The organism is Duganella sacchari (assembly GCF_900143065.1).
In the GTDB taxonomy this organism is placed as follows: Bacteria; Pseudomonadota; Gammaproteobacteria; order Burkholderiales; family Burkholderiaceae_D; genus Rugamonas; species Rugamonas sacchari.
Genome location: NZ_FRCX01000004.1, coordinates 235,015 through 261,694 on the forward strand (window position 1 = coordinate 235,015; position 26,680 = coordinate 261,694).

Here is a 26,680-nt window from a genome sequence, read left to right on the forward strand (position 1 = left end):
CCGCGCATTGTGGCCGATACGGCCGGCGGCGATCAAGCCTTGATGTTGATCAGGGTGCCGATATTCTGGTCTGCGGCCTGTACCACCTTGGCCGACAGGTTGAATTGCGCCTTGTAGACCAGTGAATTGGTGGTTTCGGTGGCCAGATTGGTGGCGCTGGGGGCATCCACCTTGAGCAACTCCTGGCCGCGCGTTGAAATCGAGACGCCCGTGCCGGCTGGCGTGTTTTCCGCAAACGTCGCCTGTTGGGGCTGGAAGCCCTGGGTGCCGATGTTGGCGATCGCGTGCGCGCTATTGCCCAACGCGCGTTCAGCGGCGTTGAGACCGGTAACTCCAGAGCTAAGTGCGGCGATGGCCATGTTCGTTATTTCCCTTCGGTAATATCTGTAGTGTACTCCGATGCGGGCTGAAATGCACGGATTGATTAAATTTTAGGCGAGCGGCTGTTGTAACTTTCCGGATAGCTCACACTTTACGATTTGAAACGTTTCCCATAAGAATTGTTTTTGTGCTACCCTTGCGCGCTTTATTGTTCATAAAAAACGCAATGTGGGGAAAAGTGAATGGCTTTGTTTGATTTTCTAGAAAAAGAACGCACCGTTGCCGGTGCAGGTTTTAACCGTTGGCTGGTGCCGCCGGCGGCGCTGGCAATCCATCTGTGCATCGGCATGGCGTATGGTTTTTCGGTGTTCTGGCTGCCGCTGTCCAAGGCGCTGGGCATCAAGGAATCGATTGCCTGCGCGGCTGATATCGGCCTGCTAGAACGCATCTTCTCGGCTACCTGCGACTGGCAGATTTCCATGCTGGGCTGGATGTACACCATGTTCTTCGTGTTCCTGGGCCTGGCCGCATGGCTGTTCGGCGGCTGGCTGGAGCACGCTGGTCCGCGCAAGGCCGGCGTGGTGTCGGCCGTGTGCTGGTGCGGCGGCCTGGTGATCTCGGCGCTGGGCGTGTACCAGCATCAGATCTGGCTGATGTGGCTGGGTTCGGGCGTGATCGGTGGTATCGGCCTGGGTCTGGGCTATATTTCGCCGGTATCGACGCTGATCAAATGGTTCCCTGACCGTCGCGGCATGGCGACCGGCATGGCGATCATGGGCTTCGGCGGCGGCGCCGTGATTGGCGCGCCGCTCGCGGACAAGCTGATGAAGTATTTCGCCACCCCGGCTTCTGTCGGCGTGTGGGAAACCTTCCTGGTGATGGCCGCCATCTACTTTGTCTTCATGATCGCTGGCGCGCTGGCTTACCGCGTGCCGCAGGCCGGCTGGAAACCGGAAGGCTGGACGCCACCGGTGGCCAAGGCCAATGGCATGATTACCAACCGCCACGTGCACGCCAGCAAGGTGTGGGGCATTCCGCAATTCTGGCTGGTCTGGCTGGTACTGTGCCTGAACGTTACTGCCGGTATCGGCATTCTGGGCATGGCGTCGCCGCTGCTGCAAGAGATCTTTGGCGGCCAGTTGCTTGGCGTCGCCAAAACCTTCAATGAGCTGGACGCGGGCGAGAAGGCCAAGATTGCATCGATTGCCGCCGGCTTTGCGGGCTTGCTGTCGCTGTTCAATATCTGCGGCCGCTTCGTGTGGGCCTCGTGCTCGGACTTCCTGGGCCGCAAGGCGACTTACAGCATCTTCTTCGTGCTGGGCATTGCGCTGTATGGCGCGATTCCATCGATGGCGCATAGCGGCAATCTGCAGCTGTTCGTGGCGTTCTTCTGCATCATCCTGTCGATGTATGGCGGTGGCTTTGCGACGGTGCCGGCTTACCTGGCCGACCTGTTCGGTACCCAGATGGTGGGCGCGATCCACGGCCGCCTGTTGACCGCCTGGGCCGCCGCCGGCGTGTTTGGTCCTATCCTGATCGGCTATCTGCGCGAGTATCAGCTGGCCCATGGCGTGGCAAAAGCGCAAGCCTACGATATCACCATGTACGTGCTGGCTGCCCTGCTGGTGGTTGGCCTGATCTGCAACCTGCTGGTACGCCCGGTGGCAGACAAGCACTTCATGACCGAAGCGGAACTGGCTGCCGAGAAGAAACTGGCGCATGAGCGTGATGTCGCTGCGCTCAACAGCACGACGGTGGCGTCGAATGGCAAGACCAGCCCGCTGGCGGTGGTCTTCGGCTGGCTGGCGGTGGGCATCCCGCTGGCCATCGGCATTGCCCTGACGGTGCAGAAAGCTGCTGTGCTGTTTAAATAAACCGCAGTTGTAGCTTGTTCCGACGGGGCCGCTTTGAAGCGGCCCCGTTTTTATTTGCCTGCCTAGGAATGTGGGAAGGGATGGTGTAGGAATTGTCTGGATACAGACGGATCGGCGTCGAATGGCCCCGGCATGTTTGATGCAGATCAAACGAATCGTGTGGCGCTAACGTAGCCTTGGTGTTCGCACCGCACGCGCGGTGTCGAATCTGTTGGACAAATTCCCCTGCCATTTCTCTTTCACTTTAGAGGTAAGTATGTATCCATTTTCTCAGTCTGTTACCCCAGCAGCAAAAAACCATCTGGAAGCGCAACTGTCGTTCTTTAATGACATGTCAAAGTCGCTGTTTCATACGGTTCAGCAATACAGCGATCTGAATCTGCAACTGGCCCAAACCCTGCTGGAAGAGGGGACGCAGGTCGGCCAGACCATCATCACGTCGCACCGGCCAACCGAAGCACTGGCCGCCGCCGCCGCCCATGCCCAGCCGGCAGCGGAAAAACTGCGCGCCTACCAGCAACATTTGTCGCGCATTGCCGCCGATACGCATGTTGACCTGTCCAAAGTCGCCGAAGAGCACATACAGGAAACCAGCCGCACGGCGAAAGCACTGGCGGAGGAAGTCGCCCGTGTGACGTCGGAAGAAACGGCAAAGACCCTGCGCAACCATCAGGATGCGGTCGAAAAATTCAGTGATCCTTTCTCCGTCGGTAATGGCGCCCGCTATGGTCGCGGCAATGAGAGCCGTGGCAGCCAGACCATGCAAAGTGCTACCAACGGCACGGACGGCCGTGATGGCGGTAATGTCCAAGGTGGCCACGCCGTGCCGCCGCAGGCCGCCGCGCAGGGTAGCAAGCAGCCAACGGCCCGCAAGGAGCCTTGAGCAGCCCTGTTACTGATCAAGGGTTGACGTGCCGTGCGAGGGAAGCGAGGTCCCTCGTGCGGCATTTTTTTTGTCCTTGGATTATCATGCTCAGCCTGTACTGAGCTGTTTGGAGATAAACAATGACAACCTCAAGCGCCGCGCAAACTGAGTCGCTGCATATCGTCTGCCCCCATTGCGACGCGGTCAACCGCGTACCCGCCGCCAGGCTGTCGGCCGAGCCGGTGTGCGGCAAGTGCCAGAAAGCCTTGTTCACCGGGGCGCCGGTGGACCTGAGCAGTGCACGCTTCCTCAAGCATATCGAACGTAGCGATATCCCCGTGCTGGTGGATTTCTGGGCGCCATGGTGCGGACCGTGCCGTACCATGGCGCCGTTTTATGCGCAAGCGGCGCAACGGCTGGAGCCGCAGTTCCGTGTGGTGAAGGTCGATACGGAGCAGGCCCAGGATCTGGCAGCGCGTTATGCGATCCGCAGCATTCCGACGCTGGCCCTGTTTAAGGGCGGCCGCGAAATTGCGCGCCAGCCGGGCGCGATGGATGCATCCAATATCATCGCCTGGGCGACGCAGAATATGCGCTAGGTGTCGAGTGCGCGGTCCAGCCATTTGCCGATGCCGTCCAGCGTACGGAAGTCCGCGACCGAACGCGTGGCGATCTGCGGATGACGGTTCTGCAGCATTTTCGATAGCGCGCCGCCGGGGCCAAGTTCCAGCGCGGCCGTGATGCCCGCTTCGGCTGCTGCATCCATGCAGGATAGCCAGCGGATTTTTTCTGCGAGCTGGCGCGAGAGGGTGTCGATGGCCGCGGCGCGCGTGCTGACTGGCGCAGCGCTGATCCCCGCTATCACCGGGGCTTGCATCGCCTGAAATGCGGCTGCGTCGAGCGCTGCGGCAAATGGCGATACCGCGTCCTGCATATACGGCGTATGCGACGCCACGGCCACCGGCAGCCGTTTGCTACGCGCGCCTGACGCTTCAATTGCCTGCTGCAGCGCGTCTGCCTGCGCATCAGGCCCGCCGGTGATGCAGCTGTCTTCGCCCGTTTCTATGCTGACGTGATAGCCGTAAGCGGCAGCCAGTGTGCTGGCGCTGGTCAGCGGCAAGCCGCTGATGGTGACCAGCGCCTGTCCCGGCGCAGCTCGCTGGCAATCGTCCATCAGCTGTGCGCGTTGAGTGGCAAGTGCGATGGCCTGTGCTGGCGTGACCGCCCCCGCCACGCTGTAAGCCGAGAGCTCGCCGACGCTGTAACCTGCCACCAGCGCAGGCGGCGGTGCGATATCGCGGATGGCTTCCCACATGCCCAGCGTTGCGGCCACGATGAGTGGCTGAGCATTGCGGTTGGCGTAGATGTCGGCGCTGCTCATGGCGGCAATGCCAGGCAAGCTATCCAGCAGTGCCGATGCGGCAGGACTGGTGCGCGCCAGATTGAACATGTCGGGATGCTGGTCGCCTTGTCCGGGGCACAGCAGCAGCAGGCGCGGATAGCTCATGGCTTGTCCATTGCCGCAATCGACTGCACTAGGCAGCAGGCCGCCAGCAGATCGGCCGCGCCGCCTGGCGAAAGGCGGTGCCGCACGAAGGTGCGGTGACTGTCGACCGCATGGGCAAGCCAATTGAGGTTGGCGGTGCCGCCCTGGGCCAGGAAGTGCTGCGCGTGTTCGCGGACGATCTGCGCACCGTGCGGCCCGGCGCGGTGGTAGATGTTGCTGTCGCTGATGTGGGCCATCAGCGTGTACAGCGTATCGACGCGTTCTTCGGTCACGGTGGCGCCGCGTTCGCGCGAGGCGAGCATGGCGGGCAGGCCGACTTCAAATACGGATGGCAGGCCCAATGCACCTTCCTCGCGTGCGCCGCTCACCGCATACTGCGCGGCGACGCGCAAGCCATTGCTTGGCGCGGCTCCGGCAGGGGCGGCGTGCATGGCGAGTTCCTCGCCCCAGCGTATCAGCATCGCAGCGCGCAACGCGGCCGGCGTCATGGGCGTACCTTGCGCGCGGGCGCGGCCAGCAGTGGCGCACAGCATGCCGAGGCTGAAAATCGCACCGCGGTGGGTGTTGATGCCGCTGGTCGCCTTCAGCATCGCTGTCTCGGCTGCGATGCCCAGCTGCTTCAGTTGCGCGAACGGTGCGCCATCCCATCCCGCCAGACAGATTTTCCGGAAGTAGTGCCGCAGCGAGAACATGCTGCGCATGAAAGTGCCCGCATCCATATCATCGTGACTGCCGCTGTCTACGGGCGACACCAGGCCAGGCTTGGGATACAGGCATAGCTCCGCGTGCAGGCTGCGCACCGCCAGTCGTGCCACTTCACGTGCAAATGCAGTGCGCTCAGCGTGGCTCAGGTGCGGGGCCGGGGTGACGCGTGGCGCTGGCCGCAGGCTGGATTGAGGTATCACGAGGCCTCCTGCAACGTCGCCAGCAGCGAGGCGGTATCGGCCAGCCGCACGGACTGCAATGCTTTCACCATGACCTTGGCCGGATGCGTCATCGCCAACTGCCATTCTTTCCACGATACGGCCTGGCCGCCGGGGAATACGACTTCGCCATCCAGCGGCAGCGACACAGCATGGCGGACCAGTAGCGCGATGCCTTGATCCAGCTGCTGGCGGCTGGCGGGATGAAACAGCACATCCACATCCGACCTGGGTGAAAGATAAGGCATGCCGGTCAGAGTCTGCATGGCCAGCGATCCATACACGCGCAGACCCAGAGCGCCCGCTTCCTCGCATAAGGCAGCTAAGCGCTCGCGGAAAGGGCTGGCTGATGGCAAACTGCTGCGCAGCGTGGTCGCGGGCCTTGTCTTGGCGATCTCCTCCCGGCGCACGCGCAGCGAAATGCGTATCTTGGCGCCGGTGGCTTCGTCCGGCGGCAAAGGCAGGCCCAGACAGACTTCGTCAGGCGCCGCATCGGCGTCCAGGCGGCGCACCACAAGCGGCCAGTCCTGGCTTTGCCACAGTTTCAGCGCCAGCATATGCTCGTTCTGCGCCGAGCGCATGACCGAGCGCCAGCCGGCTTCTGTCAGCCAGGCCAGCATGTGCCGCTCAACAGATTCAGTGACGCTGGACATGACCGCCAGAGACCACTGCATCAATCACCGGTTGCGCCAGACGACGCCCGCCGCGTTGCAGGCCCAGCGCGCTGCGCTGGTCTCCCTGCGTTTGCTGTGCCAGCGCTGTGCGCAAATGCGCAGCCAGGTCGCCATCCCAGATCGATTCCAGGCCGCCCATGCGCAGGTAGTTCTCCGGCCCTGGTGCAAACACTGGATTGCTCTGCGCCAGTTCAGTCAGCAGCTCTTCCGGCACCTTGGTGATGCGCGCCATGGCGGGCAGGCCCATGACGCGGATGGTCGCATCGGGCAGGGCGTGGCAGGCATCCGCCATCAGGCCGCTGGTGATGAAACCGCCCGACAGCGCCTGGTCATATACCAGACCGATGATCTTATGGCCCTGGCGGCGGGCCAGGTCCACGCACTTGCCCAGATGCGCCATATAGCTGTTGATGCCTAACATTTCATCGCGATGACGCAGGCGCTGGCCCTGCGTATCAATCAGCATCACGATCGGCATGCCGGGGAACTCACGTACCGTGCGCAGGATGGCCGTGGCTTGCGCCAGCGCGATTTCCACGCCGATGGGCGTGTGGCCGGTAGTGCCGATCACCACAACGGCTTTGCCATCCACCTGCGCGCTGCCGCACAGGAAGTCATTCTGTTCAACGATCGCGTGCCCTTCGGGGAACAGGGCATCGGCCAGTTTTTTCCAATCCATCTCAGACTCCCTGGCGGTGGGTTGCCGCCGCCGCGATAAAACTGTCGACGTCCAGCATGGGAATGTTGGACGCATCGGGCATCTGCATTGCGCTCCAGATATCCACCGGATCGGGCAGGGCGCCATAGTTGTTCAGGCGTGCTTCCAGCATCTGCTGTTCTGCTTCCAGCGCCGCCAGCGTCAACCCGGTTGGCGTGCCGTCCAGTGTGGCGACCGCTTCCTGCACGGCAGCGCGGAAGGCCGCCATGTCGTCGGCGACGATGCGCTGGCAATCGCCCAGCAGATAGCGGTGCTTGCCGCCGGAGGTGCGCCACACGAGCGCGCGGTCGCGCGAATCGAATTCCTCCACGCCGCTGGCCGTTTCAATCACTTCCGGGCCGGACATGGCCAGACGTCCTTCTTCCGACATGACGATCATATTGGCGCAGCGCGTGACGATGCCCATGCCGCCAAACGCGCCATTGGCGCCGCCCACCAGTGCGATCACGGGAATGCCGGCGTCGCGCGCATCAAGCAGCGCGCGCATGACTTCCGACACGGCGATCAGGCCGGCGTTGGCTTCGTGCAGGCGCACGCCGCCTGATTCCACCAGCAGCACCACCGCCGCCACCTTGTCGGCAACCGCCTTGCGCAGCAGGCCGACCAGTTTGGCGCCATGCACCTCGCCGACGGCGCCGCCCATGAAAGCGCCTTCCTGTGCTGCGACGTACACCGGCACGCCGCCCAGCAGCGCACGGCCGATGGCCACGCCATCGTCAAATGCCACCGGCGCATTCAACTGTGCCAGGTGCGGGCTGGTGATGCGGGCGGACGGCGGAATGAACTCTTCAAAGCTGCCGGCGTCGAACAAATGCTGCAAACGCTCGCGTGCAGTCGCTTCCTGATAACTGACAGGTCGGCTCATCATGCATCTCCCAGCATGGTTTGCACCGCCTGGTCCATGCGCAGGCTGACCACGGCCGGCGTGGCGCCCATGTCGTTGATCGAGATGCGGGTATCGGCCAGCAGCCAGCGCTGGTGGAAATCGCGCATCACGGCTTCCCAGATCGGCCCAAAGCCGACAGCGGCCGTGCTGATCTCAATGGTGCAGGCGCCGTTCAAGTCAGCTGGCTCGATCAGCACTTCCAGATTGCCCGAGCCGACCACGCCCACCACTTCGGGGGGCGCGGTGAGGCGACGGCTGCCTTGTTCAAATCGATAGTTCAGGGTTTCCATCTTTGTGCTCCTTACCAGTTGCGGAAACGCTTGGGCGGATTGTACAAACCGCCCGATGCGCGCACCAGGTCTTTCATGTTGCGGGCAGCCAGCAGGTCGCGCGTGGCCATGCGCTTGTCGATGCCCAGGTCTTCGGCGCGGGTGATGATGCCACGGTCGCGCAGGTTTTCCGCCATGCGCTGGTCGCGGCCCAGTCCGACCGGCGTGTAGCCCGCCACGCCGCGTATCGCCTGCTCGCGCTCCTCGTCGGTGCGGCACAGCAGCAGGTTGGCGATGCCTTCCTCGGTCAGGATGTGGGTGACGTCATCGCCGTAAATCATCACCGGCGGGATGGCCATTTTGGCCTGTTCCATGAGCGTCCATGCATCCAGCTTGTCAACGAAGGCCGGCTGCATATGCTCACGGAAGGTCTCGACCATCTGTACCACCAGCTTCTGGCCGCGCGGGATGGTGTTGCGGCCTTCGCGCGCCTGCTGGCCGGCTTTCAGCCATGCCGGGCTGGCGTGACGGCGGCCGCGCGCATCGGCGCCCATGTTGGAGGCGCCGCCGAAGCCGGAGATGCGGCCAGCCGTCGCGGTGGAGGAGTTACCCTGCAAGTCGATCTGCAAGGTCGAGCCGATGAACATGTCGCAGGCATAGTGACCGGCGGCCTGACACATGGCGCGGTTGCTGCGCATGGTGCCGTCCGGACCGATGGCGAAAACGTCTGGCCGCGCGTGGATGTAGTCTTCCATGCCCAGTTCGGAGCCAAAGGAATGCACCGAGCTGACAAAGCCTGCTTCAATGGCGGGTATCAGTGCCGGATGAGGATTCAGCGCCCAGTGCTTGCCGATCTTGCCGCGCAGGCCGAGCGACTCCGCATAGGTCGGCAGCAGCAGCTCGATGGCCGCCGTATCGAAGCCGATGCCGTGGTTCAGGCGCTGCACTTCGTATTCTGCATAGATGCCTTTAATTGCCATCATCGCCATCAGCACCTGGATCTCGGAAATCTGCGCCGGATCGCGCGTGAACAACGGCTCGATGTAATAGGGACGCGGCGACTGCACCACAAAGTCCACCCAGTCGCCTGGCACGTCCACGCGCGGCACCTTGTCCACCAGCTTGTTCACCTGGACGATGACGATGCCTTGCTTGAACGCCGTGGCCTCCACGATGGCAGGCGTGTCCTCGGTGTTCGGGCCGGTGTACAGATTGCCGTGACGGTCAGCCGCTTCCGCCGCGATCAGGCACACGCGCGGCGGCAGGTCGATGAAGTAGCGGCTGAACAGCTCCAGATAGGTATGGATGGCGCCGATATTCAGCTTGCCGGCCGATGCCAGCCGCGCCACGCGCGCCGCCTGCGGACCGGAGAACGAGAAATCCAGCCGTGCGGCGACCCCGCGCTCGAAGACATCCAGATGCTCCGGCAGCGCCAGCACCGACTGCAGCATGTGCAGGTTGTTGACACGTTCCGGATTCAGGTGGGCCAGCGCATGGCCGAGGAAATCGGCCTGCTTCTGGTTATTGCCTTCAAGGCAAACGCGGTCGCCGCATTCGATAACCGCATGCAGCAGATCGGCGATGCGCGCTGCTGGCAGGCTTTTGCCATCCAGTTCGCTGCCGAGCGCCGCGCGGGCGCGCTGCAATCGCGCCTCGCGATTTTGCTGCAAGGTGTTCCAGGACATTTTATTTTGCTCCCATAATCATGTCAGGCAGGCCGGTTGCAATCGAGGGGAAGAAGCACAGCAGCAGCACCGCGACCACCATCAGCAACAGGAACGGGAACACGCCCCAGATCACATCCTTGAGCGGAATGTCCGGCGCAATGTTCTTGATGACGAAAATATTCAGGCCGACCGGTGGATGGATCAACCCCATCTCCATCACCACCGTCATCACGATGCCGAACCAGATCAGGTCAAAGCCTGCTTCGCGCAGCGGCGGCAGGATGATCGGTGCTGTCATCAGGATGATGGAAACCGGCGGCAGGAAGAAGCCGAACACGATCACCATGCATAGTATCACCGCCAGCAGCACCCATTTGGACAGGTGCAGGCTGACTACCCACGCCGCGGCCGACTGGCTGATGTGCAGGTAGCTCATCACGTAGGAGTACAGCAGCGACATGCCGATGATCAGTAATAGCATGGTCGATTCCTTGATCGAGGAACCAAGGATGGGCGACAAGTCCTTCGGCTTCCACACGCCGTAGATCACGGCCAGCAGCGCCATGGCCAGCAGCGCACCCAGTCCCGCCGTTTCCGATGGGGTAGCGAAGCCGCCGTACAGTGCGACCATCACGCCGATCAGCAGCACGATGAACGGCAGCACGCGTGGCAGCATCTCCACTTTTTCTTTCAGCGTGAAGTGTTCGTCTTCCAGATAGGCCGATTTCTCGCCGCCTTTCTGGTAGATGTCCAGCGCCATGCGGTATTCCTTGCGGGCGCGGTACACGGCGTAACCGGCAAACAGCACCACCAGCAGGATGCCGGGGCCGATCCCGGCCAGGAACAGGCGGCCCAGCGATTGTTCCGCAGCGACCGCGTACAGGATCATGGTGATCGATGGCGGCAGCAGGATGCCCAGCGTGCCGCCCGCCGCGATGATGCCTGCGGCGAAGCCTGGCGAGTAGCCGCGCTTGCGCATTTCCGGGATGCCGGCCGAGCCGATGGCCGAGCAGGTAGCAGGCGAGGAGCCGGCCATGGCGGCAAACAGCGCGCACGCAAATACGTTGGCGATGCCCAGTCCACCGGGGATCTTGTGCATCCAGGTGTGGATCGCCGAATACAGGTCGCGGCCGGCCGGCGATTTGCCGATGGCGGCGCCCTTCAGAATAAACAGCGGAATCGACAGCAGCGTGATCGACGCCATCTCTTCGTAAACGTTCTGGGTAACCGTATCCAGCGACGATGCCGGCATGAAGAAGTACATAAAGCCGGTGGCCACGATGCCTAGCGCGAAGGCAATCGGCATCCCGGAAAACATCACCACCAGCGTGACGGCGCCGTACAGCGCGCCCAAGGTCAGTTCACTCATGCTGCATGCTCCGGTTTATTGGTGATGCGGGCCAGCGTTTGCAACAGCAGCTGCAAGGTCAGCAGCGTCATGCCGGCGGCCATCATGGAGTAGGGTATCCACAGCGGCGGTGCAAAAGTAGAGGAGGTGGTCTGGCCATCGACCCACGCTTCATGGAACAGCATCCACGACTTCCAGGTAAAGAAGGCGCAGAACAGCGTCGAGGCCAGGTCGACCACGAACAGGCGGATCGCGTTCACGCGGCGCGGCAGCAAGCCCGCAATCGCTTCAATGCCGATATGGCCGCGATGGTACTGGACGTAGGCGGTGCAGAAAAAGGTCACGCCGACCAGCATGAATACCGATGCCTCGTCCTGCCAGTCGGTCGGCGCCTTGAAGAAGTAGCGCGACACGACTGAGTAAGTCAGCACCAGCGCCGTCAGCACCAGGGCGATCATGGACAGCACCATGAGCGCGCGATTGAGCTTGTCCAGCCACGCCGTCAACAAGGCGATGACGGCGTTGTCCGGCGGCGCCGGACCGCGCGATGGCGTGAGTTCGACGCCGTGGCTCACAGGGTTTTCTCCGCCAGCTTCAGCAGGTTGGCGCAGCTTGGATTTTTCTCGCTGTAGTCTTTCCATGCGGTGGCCTTGGCGATGGCCTGCCATTTTTTCAGTGCGGCCGGGTTCATATCCACCACCTTGGAACCAGTCTTCTGGTAGACGTTGGCGACTTGCTGGTCGTCTTCCTTGGACGATTTGAGCGCGAAGGCTTCCAGTTCGGCGCCGACCGCCAGGATCATCTGCTGCTGGTCCTTGGGCAGACGGTCGAAGATGGAACGCGACATCATGAGCGGCTCCAGCATGAACCAGTAGGAACCGGCGCGCGCCGTGGTCAGCGCTTTCGATACTTCCTCAAGCCGGAACGAGATCAGCGAAGTGGAGGAGGTCAGCGCGGCTTCCATCGCGCCGGTCTGCATGGCGGCGTAGATTTCGTTGGATGGCAGCGTGACTACGGCGGCGCCGGCGGCTTTCAGCATCAGGTCCATCTCGCGCGAACCGCCACGGATTTTCATGCCCTTGGCATCGTCCGGGTCCACCACCGGCTTGCCGCGCGAGGCCATGCCGCCGCCCTGCCAGATCCAGCTGACCATCACAATGCCCTTGTCGTACAGGATGCGCGCGAGCTCCTTGCCCACTTCCGCATTCTTCCAGCCGTAGGCCTGGTCATACGATGTCACCAGGCCAGGCATCAGGCCGATGTTCACTTCCGGGACTTCGCCGCCCGCGTACGATAGCGGCACCAGCGACAGATCCAGCGCGCCCTTGCGCATGGCGGAGAACTGGGCATTGGTCTTCATCAGCGAGGAGCCGGGATAGACCGCGAACTTGAGCGCGCCCTTGGAGCGCTTCTCCACTTCGGCGGCAAACATGCGGGTCAGGCGGTCGCGGAAATCGCCCTCGGTGAGGGTGCCGCCGGGGAATTGGTGGGAAATCTTGAGCGCGGTTTGCGCCCAGGCTGGTTGCAACAACAACGGGCTGGTGGCCAGAGCGGCGATGCTTGCCAGAGCGGACCTGCGGGTGATAGCAGTCATACTTTCCTCCAAGGAGTTGATGTCCAGAAATATTATCGATATCGCACTTGATATGCAATCCTCTTTTTCGTGTATACAAGAATAGCGGTTGCGAATACATTGTCAAGCGATATAATGTGACCATGACTACTCACTCCGCCACCTTGCGTGAACAAATCGAAGAGATGATCGCTGTCGGCGAGCTCAAGCCAGGGCAGCATCTGGACGAAACCGAACTCGCCACGCGTTTCGGTGTGTCGCGCACGCCGATCCGGGAGACGCTGATACAGCTGTCCTCGATGGGGCTGGTGGTGATCCGTCCACGGCGCGGCGCCATTGTGGCCGAGCTGGGACCGCAGCAGCTGGTGGAGATGTTTGAAGTGATGTCGGAACTGGAAGCGACCTGCGGCCGCCTGGCCGCGCGCCGCATGACGCCGGCCGAGCAGCAGGCCCTGTTGGCCGCGCACCAGGCCTGCCAGCAGGCGCTGGAAGCGCAGGAGCCGGATGCCTACTACTACAAGAACGAGGTATTCCACGAGGCGATCTACGCCGGCAGCCATAACCAGTTTTTGATCGAGCAGACGCGCGCGCTATATCGCCGCCTGCGTCCTTACCGCCGCCTGCAACTGCGGGTGCGCAATCGCCTGACCAATTCCTACAGCGAGCACGATGGGGTGGTGAAAGCCATCCTGGATGGTGATGGCGAGCTGGCCGCGCAGCTGCTGCGCGAGCATGTCATGATACAGGGCCAGCGCTTCTCGGACTTGATGGCGTCCCTGCCGCAGCTGGCCGCGTAAGGCTCAGGCCTTGGCCGCGCCGCGCATCAGGCGCACCGGCTTGGACTGTGGCTCTTTCGACGGCAGCATGTCTTCCAGCGTCTGCTGGTCCAGCACCGTCAGGAAGGCCTTGGTGGCGTCATTCAGCGTGTGTTTCAACTTGCAGTTGGGCGTAAGCGGGCAGGTATCGCTGGCGCGGTCGAAACACTCGGCCATGAAAAAGTCCGTCTCGGTGGACCGAACCAGCGCACCGATATTGATGTCCCTGGGTTCCTTGGCCAGCCGCAGTCCGCCATTGCGGCCGCGTACCGTCTCCACCAGGCCGGAGAGGCCAAGTTGATAAACCACCTTCATCAGGTGATTCTTTGAAATCACGTGCAGATCGGCGATGTCCTGGATGGTTACCAGTCGGTCCCGATTGGCTGCCAGATAGAGCAGCGTGCGCAATGAATAATCGGTAAATGAGGTCAGGCGCATTCGGTGGTTCAGGCTTTGGCGGGTTAATCTTTTATTTTACATGCTTGAGCGTGAACTTGCGTACCGAAGCATTTCCGGCTTTCCGCCAGACTGGCGCAATATCGAAGGAGGCCTTATGGATAATGAAGATGCACGCCGCCGCTTCATCAGCGAATTGTGGCAGCGTTTCGAGCAATTGCAGGCGTGGGCGGTAGAGAACTGGCCGGATCAGGAACATCCCCTGTCGAGCGCGGATTTTGTCGAGTCACGCAAGGAGATACTGGGACTGCGCAGTCCGTCGCAGGCGCCGGCCGGGCAGCCGGTGGACCGGGAGCCGGAACAGGGCGGGGCGCAGTATGTCGATCTGAATCCCGCGCCCTGGCCCTGATTATTCGTGGACGACCGGCTTGCCGGTCTGCGCCAGCATCCAGGCGATAACGCTGAGGACCAGGCTGGCGAGCACGCCCCAGGCCAGGTTGAGCGCACTGTCGAACAGCAGCGGCGCCACCAGGCCGGACACCAGTGCGAACAGCAGCATCTGGATGAAGGACTGCATCGACGCCGCCAGGCCGCTGTTATTCGGGAAGTATTCCAGTGCGATCAGCGACAGCGGCGTCATGGCCAGCGCCAGGCCGAACGAATAGATAAACAGCGGCATCACCGCCCACGGCACTTCCGCCACAAAGAAGCTGTTGTAGGCGACGTTGATGACGCCTGCGGTAATCATCACCGCAAAGCCCAGCCACACCTGTGCCGTGCGCGAGAACCTGTGTGCGAACTTGCCGGACAGCGCGGAGCCGATCACCATGCCGCTAATCAGCGGCACGAACATCCAGGCGAATGCCGTCTCCGGCAGGTGCAGGATATTCATGACGAAGTAAGCGGCGGAGCCGATGTACAGCGCCACGCCCGCAAAGCACATGCCGACAGCAACCGCCAGCAGCAGGAAGTGGTGATGGCACAGCACCTTCCAGTAATTTTTGGCGATCACGCCCAGGTGGAAGGGATGGCGGTCCTTGACCGCCAGGCTTTCCGGCAGCGCGCGGTACACGGCCAGCAGCATCAGGATGCCGAACGCGCTCAGGAACCAGAACACCGAGCGCCAGCCAAAGCTCACTTGCAGCCAGCCGCCCAGCACCGGCGCAATGGCGGGCGCCAGGCCGAATACCATCATGATATGCGACAGGATCTTTTGCGCGGCGGCGCCGGAAAAGCGGTCCTGCACGATGGCGCGGCCCACCACCGAACCTGCGCCTGCAGCCAGGCCTTGTACGATGCGGCAGGCCAGCAGCACACCGATGGATGGCGCCATCGCCGCCACGATCGAGGCGGCGATATACAGGACCAGCGAAATGATAATCACGGGACGGCGGCCGAACGAGTCGGACAGCGTACCGTAAAACAGCATCATGAACGCAAAGCAGAACAGGAACATCGACAGCGTCTGCTGAATCAGCAGCGGGCTGGCGTTAAATGCCTGAGCGATGGCCGGGAAGGACGGCAGATAGGTATCGATGGCCAATGGACCGACCATGGAAAGGCCGGCCAGCATCAGCGTCAGCAGAATATTCATGAATAGCGTATTGTTCGTTGGACCCGGCATTTTACGCGATATGCGGATGCCGCATAAGAAACGCTGAAAACCTTCGTTCGTGTAGGCGGGCGCAATGGTTAAGCTGTACAGTGGGCGACTACGTCCACGTTTTCCGAATTCGAGACATTATGACTATAGATACTTTTGACGCGGCGTCCGTCAAACCATCGCACTGGAACCTGGCCAGCGTGATCGAACAATTGCGCGTATCGCGCGAAGCTACCCACAACATCCGCCACCATGGCCGTGTGCGTGAGCTGCCGTCGCGCGAGGCGCTGACCACCATCGTCAACGGCTTGCAGGCGGCGCTGTTCCCCACCCATTACGGCCGTCCCAACCTGACCGACGAAAGCATCGACTTCTTCGTTGGCGATACCCTCAATACGACCTTGAACCGGCTGGCGGAGCAGGTACGGCGCGGCCTGCAGTTTTCGGCGGAGGAGGCGATCCCCGATGAGGAGGCGATGACGCGCCAGGCGCACGACATCACGCGCCGTTTTGCGGCCAGCCTGCCCGAGGTACGGGCCTTGCTGGTGTCTGACGTGCTGGCGGCGTTTTCCGGTGACCCGGCGGCGACCTCGGTGGCGGAAATCATGCTGTGCTATCCGGGCACCATCGCCATCCTGTACTACCGCCTGGCCCATAGCCTGCACCAACTGGGTTCGCCGTTCCTGGCACGTCTGATATCGGACATCGCACATTCGTCGACCGGCATCGACATCCACCCGGCGGCGCAGATCGGCGCCAGCTTCTTCATCGACCATGGCACCGGCGTGGTGATCGGCGAAACCGCGATCATCGGCCAGCGCGTACGCCTGTACCAGCATGTGACGCTGGGCGCCAAGCGCTTCCCGGCTGACGAACAGGGTGTACTGATCAAGGGCGTGCCGCGCCATCCTATCGTTGAAGACGACGTGGTGATCTACGCCGGCGCGACAATCCTGGGCCGCATCACCATCGGCGCCGGCTCCACCATTGGCGGTAACGTGTGGCTGACGCAAAGTGTGCCGCCAGCCAGCAACGTCTCGCAAGCGCAGATGCGCAACGACTGAGTGTGCGCGCCTTTCTGTTCTAACGGCGATTGCGGCCGAATAGCTGATGGCGCAGGGTGCCAGGGCTGTAGTCGCGCTGGTAGCGGCCGCGCTGCTGGAGCTCCGGCACGACGAGGTCCACCACATCGCGCATGCTTTCATGGGCGACGGCAAAGGCCAGGTTAAAGCCGTCGATGCCGGTGTCGTCAAGCCAGGATTCAAGCTGGTCGGCGACCTGGCGCGGGTCGCCGACCAGCACCGGGCCGCGGCCACCGAGGCCAATGAATTCGGCCGCTTCGCGCACGGTCCACTTGCGGTCCGGGTCGGCCTGGCTGAAGGAGGCCAGCGCGGAGCGGCCGGCGTCTGAGTCGATGTATTCGATGGTGGCGTCCAGCGGGAACCTGCTGAAATCGACACCGGTCCAGCCGGATAGCAAGGCCAGTGCGGCCTCGATATCGATATGGCGCTTGTATTCCTCGTGCTTGGCGCGTGCCTCTGCTTCGGTGGGCGCGGTAATGATGAGGGCTTGGGCGTAAATTTTCAGATCGCCGCCATCGCGTCCGGCCGCGCGCACGGCGGCACGCAGGTCATCGGCATACTTCTTCACCACCTTTTTGCTTGGGCCGCTCACGAAAGTGCATTCGGCATGTCTGGCCGCGAATGCGGTGCCGCGCGGCGAGGTGCCGGCCTGGTACAGCAGAGGTGTGCGTTGTGGCGATGGCTCGCTCAGGTGGAAACCCGGCACTTTGTAGAACCTGCCTTCGTGATTGATCGGATGGACGCGTGATGGATCGGTGTAGACGCCACGTTCCTTGTCGTTGACTACCGCGTCATCGTCCCAGCTTTGCTCCCACAGCTTGTACACGACTTCCATATACTCGTCGGCCAGGTCGTAGCGCTCATCGTGGCTCAGTTGCTGGTTCATGCCGAGATTACGCGCTGCGCTGTCCAGATAACCGGTCACGATATTCCAGCCGATGCGGCCGCGCGTCAGGTGGTCCAGCGTCGACATGCGGCGGGCGAAGGTATAAGGATGTTCATACGGCAGCGCGCAGGTGACGCCGAAGCCGAGGTGCCTGGTGACCTGCGACATCAGCGGCACCAGCGCCAGTGGATCGTTCAATGGCGCTTGCACCGCGTGGCGCAGGGCGGCATCGGCATTGCCCTGGTAGACGTCGTAGACGCCCAGTACGTCCGCCAGGAAGATGGCGTCAAACCGGCCGCGCTCCAGCAACTGCGCCAGTTCGGTCCAATGGTCGGGATCTGTGTAGCGGTGGCTGTTGTCGCGCGGGTGAGTCCACAGTCCCGGGGACTGGTGACTCACGGTGTTCATCTGAAAAGCGTTGAAGCGTATGAGTTTAGGCATTACTTTTCCAGCGCGAGCTGGTAGTCGGTCTTGGCGTAGTCGGTGAAGTATTTGTTGGTCAATTCCAGGAATTCACGCGAGCGGTAGGCGGCGGCGATATCCTTGGCAAACTGCTTGTCCTTGTCCGCCGTACGGATGGCCACCAGGTTGGCGTAGGCTGGCGAAATTTTCTCCCTCAGCAGCGAGTCTTTGAGTTTCAGGCCCGATGCCACCGCATAGTTACCGTTGATGAAAGCGAAATCGACATCCTGCAGGGAGCGTGGCAGCTGCGCGGCTTCCAGCGGCAGCAGCTTGATTTTCTTGTTGTAGGCAGCGATGTCCCGTTCCGATGCCTTGAGCGGATCGGTCTTCTCGCGCAGCTTGATCCAGCCCTGTTGGTCCAGCAGCACCAGCGCGCGCGCCTGATTGGTTGGATCGTTAGGCAGGGCGATGGTGGTGCCGTCTTTTACCTCGTTGAGCGACTTGTGCTTTTTGCTGTAGATGGCGATAGGCGCGGTCGGTATCTTGATTAGTTCCGACAGTGCCAGCTTGTGATCGGTCGAGAATTTGTTGAGGTAGATGATGTGCTGAAAGACGTTGGCGTCCAGCGAACCTTCCGCCAGCGCGAAGTTGGGCTGGATGTAGTCGTTGAACTCCACCAGTTTCACCTTGTAGCCTTGCTTCTCAAGGATAGGTTTGATGCCCAGCTTGAGCTGGTCCGCATACGGGCCGGAGCTGGTGCCAATCACCAGTTCCTTGGGATCTTTGGCGTGGGCGGAGAAGCTGACGGCGGCGGCCAGTGCGGCCACCAGCAGGGTGCGGCGAGTATTCATGTATTTCCTTGTTTAGCGTTTGTCTATGCGTTTGGCGATGCGGTTGCCAGCGAACTGGATAACCTGCACCATCAGGATCAGGATGGCCACGGTAGCGACCATGATGTCGGTTTCGAAGCGGTAGTAGCCGTAGCGGATCGCGAGGTCGCCGATGCCGCCGCCGCCCACCACGCCGGCAACGGCGGAATAGGACAGGAAGCTGATCGACAACACGGTCAGCGCCAGCACCAGGCCGGAGCGGGCCTCCACCAGCAGTACGCGCAGGATGATTTGCATTTCCGATGCGCCCATGGCGTGCGCGGCTTCGATGACGCCGCGCGGCACTTCGCGCAGATTCTGTTCGACCAGCCGGGCGAAGTACGGCACGGCCGCAAAGGACAGCGGCACAGCGGCAGCCAGCGGACCGATGGACGTGCCGGCGATGACGCGTGTGAATGGCACCAGCGCGACCAGCAGGATAATGAACGGGAACGAACGTACGGTGTTCACCAGCCAGCCCAGTACCAGGGCGGCAGGGCGGTTCTGCAGGGACTGGCCGTCCGCGACCAGGAACAGCAGGATGCCCAGCGGTCCGCCGATCAGCAGCGCGGCGGACAGGCCGATGCCCAGCATGAGCAGGGTCTGGCCCAGTGCTTCCCACATTTCAGGCAGCATGGCGGCGATGGCATTGGCCGACACGGCCAGCGAGGAAATGAGTTCAGACATGGATGGTCTCCGGCTGTGGCGCGATCACGGCCAGTGTGTTGGCGGCGCTGGCGGCGGCCAGCTCGCGGCCCAGGGCGGTCAGGCGCGGCGCTGCGAGGGTGGCGGCGTCGTCCAGCGCAAACTGTTCGGCGATGGCGCCGTTTTCAATCACTGCCACGCGATTGCAGATTTCACTGATGACGTCCAGCTCATGGCTGACGATGACGATGGTCACATCCAGGCGATGGTTGATGTCCTTGAGCGTGGCGAGCAGCGCGCGCGTGGTTTCTGCATCAAGTGCGGAAGTCGGCTCATCGCACAGTAGCACCGCAGGCTTGCTGGCCAGTGCGCGGGCGATGGCGACGCGCTGCTTTTGTCCGCCGGACAGCTGCGCCGGATAGCTTTCTATCTTGTCGCTCAGGCCCACCAGTTCCAGGCAATCCGCCACGCGCGCAGCGATCTGCTGCTTGGTCTGGCCGCCGTGGATACGCAGCGGGAACGCCACGTTCTCAAACACGCTGGCGTTTTGCAGCAGGTTAAACTGCTGGAAGATCATGCCGATGTTGGAGCGCGCGTCACGCAGGTCGCGCTTGGAGAGCGAAGTCAGTTCACGGCCATCGACCGTAACCGCGCCCGCATCCGGACGCTCCAGCAGATTAATTAAACGTAGCAGCGTGGACTTGCCCGCGCCGCTCTTGCCGATCAGGCCAAAAATGTCGCCCTGGCCGACCTCCAGCGATACATCGCGCACCGCGTGGAAGTCACCAAAGGATTTGCTCGCATGTTCGATGCGAATCAGGGGGGTAGTCATCAGGAATACGCAGTAGGTTCAGGCAGCGTACCGTCGAGCGCATAGCGTCCTAGGTCGCGGATTTTATAGTCGACCGGATCGTGCAGCGTGTGCACGCGCGCATTGCGCCAGAAACGGTCAAAGCCAAATTTGATGGAGGTGGAACGGGCGCCCGTCAGCTCGAAGATCTCGCTGCTGACTTCCACGCCGGCGCGGTGCGACAGCACCTTGGCCTCGGCCACGGAGATCGCCAGCTCGCCACGCTGTTGCGCGGTGACGGCCGAGCCGAGACGAAATACGCGCTCCAGTTCCTGCGCCGCCTGGTCGGCCAGCACCGACGCTGGCCGCAGCTTGAGCCACAGCTGGCCAAAGCGGTGCTGCACCAGCGGATCGGCGCCGGCGGAGGCGACACCCGAGGCAAACCAGGGCCGCGCTTCTTTCGCCAGGTACTCGCGCGCCGCTTCAAAGGCGCCTTCGCCTATGCCCAGGTAGAGATTGGCCATAATCAGCTGCGCCACCTGCGAACGCAAGGTAGCTTGCGGCGTGGCCTGCACGCCTGGCGCTTGCAGCACCTGCGTGGACGGCAGCGACACCTGGTTGAAATGCACATTGCCGCTGTCGGTCTGCTTCTGGCCGAAGGCATCCCAGTCCGCCTGCACGGACACGCCATGCTGGCGCGCGGGGACCACGCCGATCAGCGCCGACTGGGTTTCCGCATGCCAGGCCGAGATGGTCAGCCAGTCCGAGCCCACGGAGCCGGACGAAAAACTCTTGATGCCATCGAGCTGGAAGCCGTAGTCCGCATCGGTGGCGGTGGTGCGCTTGTCCAGCGGATTCAGTGCATTGCCCCAGAAAAGGTTCTGCTCCACGGTCTGCGTCAGAAGGCGGCGCTGCTGCTGGGCGCTGCCATACAGCTGGATGCCGGCCAGTTGCAAGTGGTGGAAGCCGAAGACATGCGCCAGCGCGCTGTCGGCACGGGCCAGTATGCGGATCACCTGATAAACCGTCGGCCAGTCCGCGCCCTGGCCGCCAAATGCGGTGGGGATGGACAGGGTAAGCAGACCGGATTCGCGTATCCATTCGCGTTCCTGCGCCGCGTGGCCGCCGGCCTGGTCGCGGGTGTTGGCGGTCGCTGCCAGTCGTTGCGCCAGTTCGGCGGCAACGCTGAGCGGATTGTACGCACTGCCGTGCGACGTTTTTAATAGTGCTTGAGACATGGTATGTCCGTCGTCTTGGTATCGGTGTTTTTAGTATTGCATCCGCACCTAAACGCCGTACACGAAGAATTCCGGCTTTTGATATGCGAAAAACTCATGCAATGGTTTTCGCATATCAAAGCGTAAAACAATTCGTTTTGATTTCAGTAGTGCAGATTTATTCTGGCAGCCACGATTAAAACAAAGGGACAGTACCATGAGCATTCTTCTCCTCAGCGGCAGCCCGGCCGCACCTTCCAGCACCGGCCGGTTGCTGGATCATGTTGGCGACAAGCTGGCCGCGCTCGGCCACCGCCGCAGCAAATTACAAGTCCGCGACCTGCCTGCCAAAGCCCTGCTGCATGCGGATTTCACCGATCTGGCCATCAAGCGCGCCGTGGACGCGGTGGCTGAGGCAGAGGCGATCGTGGTGGCGACGCCTGTTTATAAGGCGTCCTACACCGGGATCCTGAAGGCCTTCCTCGACCTGCTGCCGCAAGACGGCCTGAAAGACAAGCTGGTGCTGCCGCTGGCCACCGGCGGCAGCCAGTCGCACATGCTGGCGCTGGACTATGCGCTGCGCCCGGTGTTGCAGTCGCTGGAAGCGCGCCAGGTATTGACCAGTATTTACGCCACCTCGCAGCAACTGACCTGGAATGACGTCAGCGGCCTGACGCTGGACCAGGCGATTGCCTGGCGCGTGCAGGATGGCGTGGACGCCTTGTCCGCCGCACTGAACGTGCTGCGTCAGCAGGCGGATGATGTATTTGTGACGCAGGCGCAGCCCGTGCGTCTGGCGCGATAAGGAGCCAGCATGAGTATTGACCAGAAACGCGCGGCACGCCGCCATACCTTGGGCCTGTTGTTTGCGGCGGGCGTGATGGCGGCCGGCGGCGCGCAGGCGCAGTCCGTGGCCAAACAGGTAGTCCGCATCGGCTATCAGAAATACGGCACGCTGACGCTGCTGAAAGGACGCGGCACGCTGGAACAGCGCCTGGCTTCCCGCAACGTCACCGTCAAGTGGACGGAATTCCCCGCCGGCCCGCAACTGCTGGAAGGGTTGAACGTGGGCAGCGTGGACTTTGGCACGGTGGGCGAGGCGCCGCCTATCTTTGCCCAGGCGGCTGGCGCCAACCTGGTTTATGTCGGCAATGAGCCGCCGTCGCCCGGCAGCGAAGCGATCGTCGTCCCCAAAGACTCCAGGCTGCGCAGCCTCGCTGACCTGAAGGGTAAAAAGGTGGTGCTGAACAAAGGCTCCAATGTGCACTATCTGCTGGTGAAGGCGCTGGAAAAAGCCGGCCTGGGTTACAAGGATATTGACGTCGTCTACCTGCCGCCCGCCGATGCGCGCGCCGCGTTCGAACGCGGCAGCGTTGATGCGTGGGCGATCTGGGACCCGTTCCTGGCCGCAGCCGAGAAGCAGCTGAATGCGCGGGTACTGGCAGATGGCCAAGGCCTGGTCGCCAATCACCAGTTCTATCTGGCCTCGCGTCCATACGCGGAAAAGAACAGCGATATCGTCCGCATCGTGCTGGAGGAAATCGCCAAGGTAGACGAGTGGGGCGCGAAAAATCCGAAGGAGGTCGCGCGGATCCTGTCGGCGCAGACCGGCCTGGAAGTGGATGTGGTGGCGCTGGCGGCATCGCGCTACAGCTACTGCGTGAAGCCGATCACCAGTGAGGTGCTGGAGCAGCAGCAAAAGGTTGCCGATGCCTTCTCGAATCTGAAACTGATCCCGAAACCGATCGTGGTCAAAGATGCACAGCTGCCGGCCAAACAGCTGGCGGCGCAATAAGGAATCAAGATGTCTCTGAATTTGTTCTGGTTTATCCCGACCCATGGCGACAGCCGCTACCTCGGCACGTCGAAGGGCGCGCGTCCCATCGATGCGAATTATCTGAAGCAGGTGGCGGTGGCCGCCGACACGCTGGGCTACGACGGCGTGCTGCTGCCGACTGGCCGCTCGTGCGAAGACGCGTGGGTGGTGGCGTCGTCGCTGATCCACGTGACGCAAAAGCTCAAGTTCCTGGTGGCGATCCGTCCGGGCCTGACCACGCCTGGGCTGGCAGTCCGCATGGCGTCGACCTTTGACCGGCTGTCGAATGGCCGCCTGCTGATTAACGTCGTGACCGGCGGCGACCAAGGCGAACTGGAAGCCGATGGCCTGTTTGCCGATCACGCCAAGCGCTACGAAATCTCGGATGAATTCATTCGCGTCTGGCGCGCTTCGCTGTCGGGCGAGGGCGGCGACAAGGGTTATGATTTTGAAGGCAAGCACATTATCGTCAAAGGCGCGAAAACGCTGTACCCGCCGGTGCAGAAGCCTTATCCGCCGCTGTACTTCGGCGGCTCTTCCGAACCTGCGCATGAACTGGCAGCGGAGCAGATGGACGTCTACCTGACCTGGGGCGAGCCGCCAGCCGCCGTGGCGGCCAAGCTGGACGACATCCGTGCGCGCGCTGCCAAACATGGCCGCACCGTGAAATTCGGTATCCGGCTGCACGTGATCGTGCGCGAAACCAGTGAAGAAGCCTGGCGCGCGGCCGATGAGCTGATCAGCCACCTCGATGACGAAACCATCGCCAAGGCGCAGGCAGCGTTCTCCAGGATGGATTCGGTAGGACAGCAACGAATGGCAGCTTTGCACGGCGGCCGCCGTGACAAGCTCGAAGTATCGCCCAACCTCTGGGCCGGCGTGGGACTGGTGCGTGGTGGCGCCGGGACCGCGCTGGTGGGCGACCCCGAAACCGTGGCCGCACGTATCAGGGAGTATGCGGACCTGGGTATCGAAACCTTCATCTTCTCGGGCTATCCGCACCTGGAAGAGTCGTACCGCTTTGCGGAGCTGGTGTTCCCGCTGCTGGGCAAAGGCAAGGATCATGGCGAGCAGTCGCTGACCGGTCCTTTCGGCGAGATCATGGCCAGCGATATCGTGCCGAAAAAGAAGGCTGCATAAGATGAAGAAGCAAAGCCTATGGGCGCCGTGGGTGCTGCCTGTGCTGCTGATCGCCGTGTGGCAGCTGTCGTCGCAACTGGGCTGGCTGTCCAGCCGCATCCTGCCGGAACCGTGGGCGGTCGCCAAGGCTTCCTGGAGCCTGGCGGTGTCGGGCGAGCTATGGACGCATCTGCGCACCAGCCTGTGGCGCGCGGCGAGCGGCTTTGCCATCGGCGCCGGTCTGGGCCTGCTGCTTGGCCTGCTCACCGGCAGCTTCCGCAGCGCCGAGACACTGCTCGATACCACGTTGCAGATGATCCGCAACATCCCGGCGCTGGCCTTGATACCGCTGGTGATCCTGTGGTTCGGCATTGACGAAACGGCCAAGCTGTTCCTGCTGGCGGTGGGCGTGTTCTTCCCCGTGTATCTGAACACCTTCCACGGCATACGCTCGGCCGACCAGGGCCTGATCGAGATGGCGCGCAGCTATGGCCTGTCTGGCTGGCCGCTGTACCGTGACGTGATTCTGCCAGCCGCGCTGCCGTCGATACTGGTGGGCGTGCGCTTCTCACTGGGGCTGGTGTGGGTGCTGCTGATTGTGGCCGAGACGATTTCGGCGCAGGCGGGCATCGGCTACATGACCATGAACGCCCGCGAGTTCCTGCAGACCGACGTGGTGCTGGTGGGGATATTGCTGTACGCCCTGCTGGGCAAGGCTGCCGATCTGCTGTCGCGCGGGATGGAGAAGCACTTCCTGCGCTGGAATCCCGCTTACCGTTAAGGAGAACGCATGTTCATATCCACCGCTTTATTCGATACGGGGGCACTGCCGCGCGAAGGCGCTGCGTGGACGTCGGCGCCGCCTGCGCGCCGCCAGGGTGTGGCGCTGGAACTGGATAGCGTCAGCAAGTCGTTTGGCGCCCGCAAGGTGCTCAAGGACATCCAGCTGGAGCTGCGTGCGGGCGAGTTTGTCGCCATCGTCGGCCGCAGCGGTTGCGGTAAGAGCACGCTGTTGCGCGCCATCGCCGGCCTGGAGACGGCGGATGAAGGCAGTATCGCCGTTGGCAAGGGCAGTATCGGCGCCAGCATCCGCATCATGTTCCAGGAAGCGCGCCTGCTGCCGTGGAAGTCGGTGCTGGAGAACGTGGCGCTCGGTTTGCCACGGTCGTTGAACGCAGCGGCAGCCACGCTGGCCACGGTCGGCCTGGCGGAGCGCGCCGATGATTGGCCATCGGCGCTGTCCGGCGGACAGCGCCAGCGCGTGGCGTTGGCGCGTGCCTTGCTGCACGAGCCGCAGTTACTGCTGCTGGATGAGCCGCTGGGCGCACTGGATGCGCTGACCCGCATCGAGATGCAGCAGCTGATCGAGTCGCTGTGGCTGGCGCGCGGCTTCACGGCGGTGCTGGTCACGCACGATGTGCAGGAGGCTCTGGCGCTGGCCGACCGCGTGGTGCTGATCGAGGACGGCCGCATCACGCTGGACCTCAAGGTTGACCTGCCACGTCCGCGCGCGCGCGGCAATGCGGCGTTTGCCGCGCTGGAGCAGCGCCTGCTGGGCCGCATCCTCCATCAAACTCCCGCCGACACGGCCATTGCGGCCGCCGCCTGATTACTGGCCGGCTCATCCGCCAAGGAGAGCCGGTCACACGCCTTAAGACAGATTCCTTTTGCGTAGCGCACCGTTATCATAACGGCATGCGGATATGATCGATTTTATCGATAATAAAGCGGTAAATAATTCGTTTTACAACTTGAAATGGCGCGAGCATAATAGTCCGTACACGAACAATTTTTGTTCCCACATTAGGAGTTTCTAAATGAAAAAAATCGTTGCCCTGCTGATCGCCGCTGGTATCTCGCTGACCGCTGCTGCCGCTCCTGACAACTTCTCGTCGGACGCCAATCACACCTTCTCGAGCTTCAGCTACAGCCACTTCGGCTACTCGACCCAGCAAAGCCGCTTCAACAACACCACCGCCAAATTCACGCTGGACCGTGCGGCCAAGACTGGCTCGGTGGAAGCGACCATCGATGCCAAATCGGTAGACACCGGCTCCAAGCTGTTCGACCAGCACATTCAGGGCGAAGATTTCCTGGACACCGCCAAATATCCAACCATCACCTACAAGTCCACCAAAGTGAACTTCAAGGGCGACGTACCATCGACGGTTGAGGGCAACCTGACCCTGAAAGGCGTGACCAAGCCAGTCACCCTGACCATCACCCACTTCCAGTGCATGGATCACCCGATGATGAAGAAACTGGCTTGCGGCGCCAACGCCACCGCCACCATCAAGCGTACCGAATTCAACGCCGGCAAATACGCACCGCACGTGGGCGATGACGTGACCCTGTCGTTCGCTATCGAAGCACTGAAAGACTAATCCACGGGAACTGGGCTCGCCTCAATTCTCT

Annotated in this window: 30 protein-coding genes; 12 read left to right on the forward strand and 18 right to left on the reverse strand. The window is 62.2% G+C overall.

Annotated features, from left to right (window positions below):
• Positions 1-32: 32 nt before the first annotated feature.
• Positions 33-359 carry a flagellar basal body rod C-terminal domain-containing protein gene (locus BUA36_RS10135; RefSeq protein ID WP_072784068.1) on the reverse strand — a complete coding sequence of 109 codons (327 nt, stop codon included), beginning with the start codon at positions 357-359 and terminating at the stop codon, positions 33-35.
• 204 nt (positions 360-563) lie between these two features.
• Between BUA36_RS10135 and BUA36_RS10140 the strand changes: the two genes are divergently transcribed.
• The 3 genes from BUA36_RS10140 to trxC all read left to right on the forward strand — a co-directional run bounded on the left by BUA36_RS10140 (position 564) and on the right by trxC (position 3,659).
• A complete protein-coding gene (locus BUA36_RS10140; RefSeq protein ID WP_072784069.1) occupies positions 564-2,195 on the forward strand; it encodes an OFA family MFS transporter in 1,632 nt (543 codons plus the stop codon).
• A gap of 256 nt (positions 2,196-2,451) precedes the next feature.
• Positions 2,452-3,078, forward strand: a complete 627-nt coding sequence (gene phaP / locus BUA36_RS10145; RefSeq protein ID WP_072784070.1) for a TIGR01841 family phasin — start codon at positions 2,452-2,454, stop codon at positions 3,076-3,078.
• Positions 3,079-3,200: 122 nt separating this feature from the next.
• On the forward strand, positions 3,201-3,659 hold the full coding sequence (gene trxC / locus BUA36_RS10150) for a thioredoxin TrxC (protein WP_072784071.1): 459 nt from the start codon (positions 3,201-3,203) through the stop codon (positions 3,657-3,659).
• Here the strand turns inward: trxC and BUA36_RS10155 are convergent.
• The 10 genes from BUA36_RS10155 to dctP are packed head-to-tail and all read right to left on the reverse strand — an operon-like array spanning position 3,656 to position 12,646.
• Complete coding sequence (locus BUA36_RS10155; protein ID WP_072784072.1) at positions 3,656-4,567, reverse strand: acyltransferase domain-containing protein; 912 nt, start codon at positions 4,565-4,567, stop codon at positions 3,656-3,658. The two genes, trxC and BUA36_RS10155, sit on opposite strands and share 4 nt — an antisense overlap.
• Positions 4,564-5,469: a triphosphoribosyl-dephospho-CoA synthase MdcB gene (mdcB, locus tag BUA36_RS10160; protein ID WP_072784631.1), complete on the reverse strand. Its 906-nt coding sequence runs from the start codon at positions 5,467-5,469 to the stop codon at positions 4,564-4,566. Before mdcB ends, BUA36_RS10155 begins: the two co-directional genes overlap by 4 nt.
• Complete coding sequence (gene mdcG / locus BUA36_RS10165) at positions 5,469-6,110, reverse strand: malonate decarboxylase holo-[acyl-carrier-protein] synthase (protein ID WP_084560089.1); 642 nt, start codon at positions 6,108-6,110, stop codon at positions 5,469-5,471. Before mdcG ends, mdcB begins: the two co-directional genes overlap by 1 nt.
• Positions 6,111-6,126: 16 nt before the next feature.
• Positions 6,127-6,843, reverse strand: coding sequence for a biotin-independent malonate decarboxylase subunit gamma (mdcE, locus tag BUA36_RS10170; protein WP_072784074.1), 717 nt, complete (start codon positions 6,841-6,843; stop codon positions 6,127-6,129).
• Between the two features lies 1 nt (position 6,844).
• Entirely contained in the window at positions 6,845-7,747 is a 903-nt protein-coding gene (locus BUA36_RS10175; protein ID WP_072784075.1) for a biotin-independent malonate decarboxylase subunit beta, read from the reverse strand.
• Positions 7,747-8,058: a malonate decarboxylase acyl carrier protein gene (gene mdcC, locus BUA36_RS10180; RefSeq protein ID WP_072784076.1), complete on the reverse strand. Its 312-nt coding sequence runs from the start codon at positions 8,056-8,058 to the stop codon at positions 7,747-7,749. The genes BUA36_RS10175 and mdcC overlap by 1 nt, the downstream gene beginning before the upstream one ends.
• Before the next feature lie 11 nt (positions 8,059-8,069).
• Positions 8,070-9,722, reverse strand: a complete 1,653-nt coding sequence (mdcA, locus tag BUA36_RS10185) for a malonate decarboxylase subunit alpha (RefSeq protein ID WP_072784077.1) — start codon at positions 9,720-9,722, stop codon at positions 8,070-8,072.
• A gap of 1 nt (position 9,723) precedes the next feature.
• Positions 9,724-11,073, reverse strand: a complete 1,350-nt coding sequence (locus BUA36_RS10190) for a TRAP transporter large permease (RefSeq protein ID WP_072784078.1) — start codon at positions 11,071-11,073, stop codon at positions 9,724-9,726.
• A complete protein-coding gene (locus BUA36_RS10195) occupies positions 11,070-11,627 on the reverse strand; it encodes a TRAP transporter small permease (protein WP_072784079.1) in 558 nt (185 codons plus the stop codon). Before BUA36_RS10195 ends, BUA36_RS10190 begins: the two co-directional genes overlap by 4 nt.
• Positions 11,624-12,646, reverse strand: coding sequence for a TRAP transporter substrate-binding protein DctP (dctP, locus tag BUA36_RS10200; protein ID WP_072784080.1), 1,023 nt, complete (start codon positions 12,644-12,646; stop codon positions 11,624-11,626). Before dctP ends, BUA36_RS10195 begins: the two co-directional genes overlap by 4 nt.
• A 122-nt stretch (positions 12,647-12,768) precedes the next feature.
• Here dctP and BUA36_RS10205 point away from each other — a divergent pair, with 122 nt between their 5' ends.
• Positions 12,769-13,422: a GntR family transcriptional regulator gene (locus tag BUA36_RS10205; RefSeq protein WP_072784081.1), complete on the forward strand. Its 654-nt coding sequence runs from the start codon at positions 12,769-12,771 to the stop codon at positions 13,420-13,422.
• Between the two features lie 3 nt (positions 13,423-13,425).
• Here the strand turns inward: BUA36_RS10205 and BUA36_RS10210 are convergent, their stop codons facing one another.
• Entirely contained in the window at positions 13,426-13,878 is a 453-nt protein-coding gene (locus BUA36_RS10210; RefSeq protein ID WP_072784082.1) for an RrF2 family transcriptional regulator, read from the reverse strand.
• Between the two features lie 115 nt (positions 13,879-13,993).
• On the opposite strand from BUA36_RS10210, the gene BUA36_RS10215 reads away from it, so the two are divergent.
• A complete protein-coding gene (locus tag BUA36_RS10215) occupies positions 13,994-14,245 on the forward strand; it encodes a hypothetical protein (protein ID WP_072784083.1) in 252 nt (83 codons plus the stop codon).
• Here BUA36_RS10215 and BUA36_RS10220 read toward each other — a convergent pair whose 3' ends face one another.
• The gene (locus BUA36_RS10220) at positions 14,246-15,430 is read right to left on the reverse strand and encodes a multidrug effflux MFS transporter (protein ID WP_072784084.1); all 1,185 of its coding nucleotides are present in this window, start codon (positions 15,428-15,430) and stop codon (positions 14,246-14,248) included.
• Between the two features lie 149 nt (positions 15,431-15,579).
• Here BUA36_RS10220 and epsC point away from each other — a divergent pair, with 149 nt between their 5' ends.
• Positions 15,580-16,503, forward strand: a complete 924-nt coding sequence (gene epsC / locus BUA36_RS10225) for a serine O-acetyltransferase EpsC (protein ID WP_072784085.1) — start codon at positions 15,580-15,582, stop codon at positions 16,501-16,503.
• A gap of 19 nt (positions 16,504-16,522) precedes the next feature.
• Here the strand turns inward: epsC and BUA36_RS10230 are convergent, their stop codons facing one another.
• From BUA36_RS10230 to BUA36_RS10250, 5 genes are read right to left on the reverse strand one after another with little or no spacing between them, the layout of a single operon-like run.
• Positions 16,523-17,848, reverse strand: a complete 1,326-nt coding sequence (locus BUA36_RS10230; RefSeq protein WP_072784086.1) for an LLM class flavin-dependent oxidoreductase — start codon at positions 17,846-17,848, stop codon at positions 16,523-16,525.
• A complete protein-coding gene (locus BUA36_RS10235) occupies positions 17,848-18,660 on the reverse strand; it encodes a MetQ/NlpA family ABC transporter substrate-binding protein (protein WP_072784087.1) in 813 nt (270 codons plus the stop codon). The genes BUA36_RS10230 and BUA36_RS10235 overlap by 1 nt, the downstream gene beginning before the upstream one ends.
• A gap of 12 nt (positions 18,661-18,672) precedes the next feature.
• Entirely contained in the window at positions 18,673-19,365 is a 693-nt protein-coding gene (locus BUA36_RS10240; protein ID WP_072784088.1) for a methionine ABC transporter permease, read from the reverse strand.
• Positions 19,358-20,155: a methionine ABC transporter ATP-binding protein gene (locus BUA36_RS10245; RefSeq protein ID WP_072784089.1), complete on the reverse strand. Its 798-nt coding sequence runs from the start codon at positions 20,153-20,155 to the stop codon at positions 19,358-19,360. Before BUA36_RS10245 ends, BUA36_RS10240 begins: the two co-directional genes overlap by 8 nt.
• Entirely contained in the window at positions 20,155-21,351 is a 1,197-nt protein-coding gene (locus BUA36_RS10250) for an acyl-CoA dehydrogenase family protein (protein ID WP_072784090.1), read from the reverse strand. The genes BUA36_RS10245 and BUA36_RS10250 overlap by 1 nt, the downstream gene beginning before the upstream one ends.
• A gap of 196 nt (positions 21,352-21,547) precedes the next feature.
• On the opposite strand from BUA36_RS10250, the gene ssuE reads away from it, so the two are divergent.
• From ssuE to BUA36_RS10280, 6 genes are all read left to right on the forward strand, one after another.
• A complete protein-coding gene (ssuE, locus tag BUA36_RS10255; RefSeq protein ID WP_072784091.1) occupies positions 21,548-22,135 on the forward strand; it encodes an NADPH-dependent FMN reductase in 588 nt (195 codons plus the stop codon).
• 9 nt (positions 22,136-22,144) lie between these two features.
• Positions 22,145-23,125 (forward strand): sulfonate ABC transporter substrate-binding protein, encoded by a 981-nt coding sequence (locus tag BUA36_RS10260; RefSeq protein ID WP_072784092.1) that lies wholly within the window; start codon positions 22,145-22,147, stop codon positions 23,123-23,125.
• Between the two features lie 15 nt (positions 23,126-23,140).
• Complete coding sequence (gene ssuD / locus BUA36_RS10265; protein WP_208861881.1) at positions 23,141-24,286, forward strand: FMNH2-dependent alkanesulfonate monooxygenase; 1,146 nt, start codon at positions 23,141-23,143, stop codon at positions 24,284-24,286.
• 1 nt (position 24,287) lies between these two features.
• Positions 24,288-25,046 carry an aliphatic sulfonate ABC transporter permease SsuC gene (ssuC, locus tag BUA36_RS10270; RefSeq protein WP_084560090.1) on the forward strand — a complete coding sequence of 253 codons (759 nt, stop codon included), beginning with the start codon at positions 24,288-24,290 and terminating at the stop codon, positions 25,044-25,046.
• 9 nt (positions 25,047-25,055) lie between these two features.
• The gene (locus tag BUA36_RS10275; protein ID WP_072784098.1) at positions 25,056-25,874 is read left to right on the forward strand and encodes an ATP-binding cassette domain-containing protein; all 819 of its coding nucleotides are present in this window, start codon (positions 25,056-25,058) and stop codon (positions 25,872-25,874) included.
• Positions 25,875-26,082: 208 nt separating this feature from the next.
• A complete protein-coding gene (locus tag BUA36_RS10280; protein WP_072784100.1) occupies positions 26,083-26,649 on the forward strand; it encodes a YceI family protein in 567 nt (188 codons plus the stop codon).
• Positions 26,650-26,680 lie beyond the last annotated feature (31 nt).

Bases quoted from the DNA above. Each gene is read 5' to 3' on its own strand.
- BUA36_RS10135 (WP_072784068.1), bottom strand. From the start codon at position 359: ATGGCCATCGCCGCACTTAGCTCTGGAGTTACCGGTCTCAACGCCGCT.
- BUA36_RS10140 (WP_072784069.1), top strand. From the start codon at position 564: ATGGCTTTGTTTGATTTTCTAGAAAAAGAACGCACCGTTGCCGGTGCA.
- phaP (WP_072784070.1), top strand. From the start codon at position 2,452: ATGTATCCATTTTCTCAGTCTGTTACCCCAGCAGCAAAAAACCATCTG.
- trxC (WP_072784071.1), top strand. From the start codon at position 3,201: ATGACAACCTCAAGCGCCGCGCAAACTGAGTCGCTGCATATCGTCTGC.
- BUA36_RS10155 (WP_072784072.1), bottom strand. From the start codon at position 4,567: ATGAGCTATCCGCGCCTGCTGCTGCTGTGCCCCGGACAAGGCGACCAG.
- mdcG (WP_084560089.1), bottom strand. From the start codon at position 6,110: ATGCTGGCCTGGCTGACAGAAGCCGGCTGGCGCTCGGTCATGCGCTCG.
- mdcE (WP_072784074.1), bottom strand. From the start codon at position 6,843: ATGGATTGGAAAAAACTGGCCGATGCCCTGTTCCCCGAAGGGCACGCG.
- BUA36_RS10175 (WP_072784075.1), bottom strand. From the start codon at position 7,747: ATGAGCCGACCTGTCAGTTATCAGGAAGCGACTGCACGCGAGCGTTTG.
- mdcC (WP_072784076.1), bottom strand. From the start codon at position 8,058: ATGGAAACCCTGAACTATCGATTTGAACAAGGCAGCCGTCGCCTCACC.
- mdcA (WP_072784077.1), bottom strand. From the start codon at position 9,722: ATGTCCTGGAACACCTTGCAGCAAAATCGCGAGGCGCGATTGCAGCGC.
- BUA36_RS10190 (WP_072784078.1), bottom strand. From the start codon at position 11,073: ATGAGTGAACTGACCTTGGGCGCGCTGTACGGCGCCGTCACGCTGGTG.
- dctP (WP_072784080.1), bottom strand. From the start codon at position 12,646: ATGACTGCTATCACCCGCAGGTCCGCTCTGGCAAGCATCGCCGCTCTG.
- BUA36_RS10205 (WP_072784081.1), top strand. From the start codon at position 12,769: ATGACTACTCACTCCGCCACCTTGCGTGAACAAATCGAAGAGATGATC.
- BUA36_RS10210 (WP_072784082.1), bottom strand. From the start codon at position 13,878: ATGCGCCTGACCTCATTTACCGATTATTCATTGCGCACGCTGCTCTAT.
- BUA36_RS10215 (WP_072784083.1), top strand. From the start codon at position 13,994: ATGGATAATGAAGATGCACGCCGCCGCTTCATCAGCGAATTGTGGCAG.
- BUA36_RS10220 (WP_072784084.1), bottom strand. From the start codon at position 15,430: ATGAATATTCTGCTGACGCTGATGCTGGCCGGCCTTTCCATGGTCGGT.
- epsC (WP_072784085.1), top strand. From the start codon at position 15,580: ATGACTATAGATACTTTTGACGCGGCGTCCGTCAAACCATCGCACTGG.
- BUA36_RS10230 (WP_072784086.1), bottom strand. From the start codon at position 17,848: ATGCCTAAACTCATACGCTTCAACGCTTTTCAGATGAACACCGTGAGT.
- BUA36_RS10235 (WP_072784087.1), bottom strand. From the start codon at position 18,660: ATGAATACTCGCCGCACCCTGCTGGTGGCCGCACTGGCCGCCGCCGTC.
- BUA36_RS10240 (WP_072784088.1), bottom strand. From the start codon at position 19,365: ATGTCTGAACTCATTTCCTCGCTGGCCGTGTCGGCCAATGCCATCGCC.
- BUA36_RS10245 (WP_072784089.1), bottom strand. From the start codon at position 20,155: ATGACTACCCCCCTGATTCGCATCGAACATGCGAGCAAATCCTTTGGT.
- BUA36_RS10250 (WP_072784090.1), bottom strand. From the start codon at position 21,351: ATGTCTCAAGCACTATTAAAAACGTCGCACGGCAGTGCGTACAATCCG.
- ssuE (WP_072784091.1), top strand. From the start codon at position 21,548: ATGAGCATTCTTCTCCTCAGCGGCAGCCCGGCCGCACCTTCCAGCACC.
- BUA36_RS10260 (WP_072784092.1), top strand. From the start codon at position 22,145: ATGAGTATTGACCAGAAACGCGCGGCACGCCGCCATACCTTGGGCCTG.
- ssuC (WP_084560090.1), top strand. From the start codon at position 24,288: ATGAAGAAGCAAAGCCTATGGGCGCCGTGGGTGCTGCCTGTGCTGCTG.
- BUA36_RS10275 (WP_072784098.1), top strand. From the start codon at position 25,056: ATGTTCATATCCACCGCTTTATTCGATACGGGGGCACTGCCGCGCGAA.
- BUA36_RS10280 (WP_072784100.1), top strand. From the start codon at position 26,083: ATGAAAAAAATCGTTGCCCTGCTGATCGCCGCTGGTATCTCGCTGACC.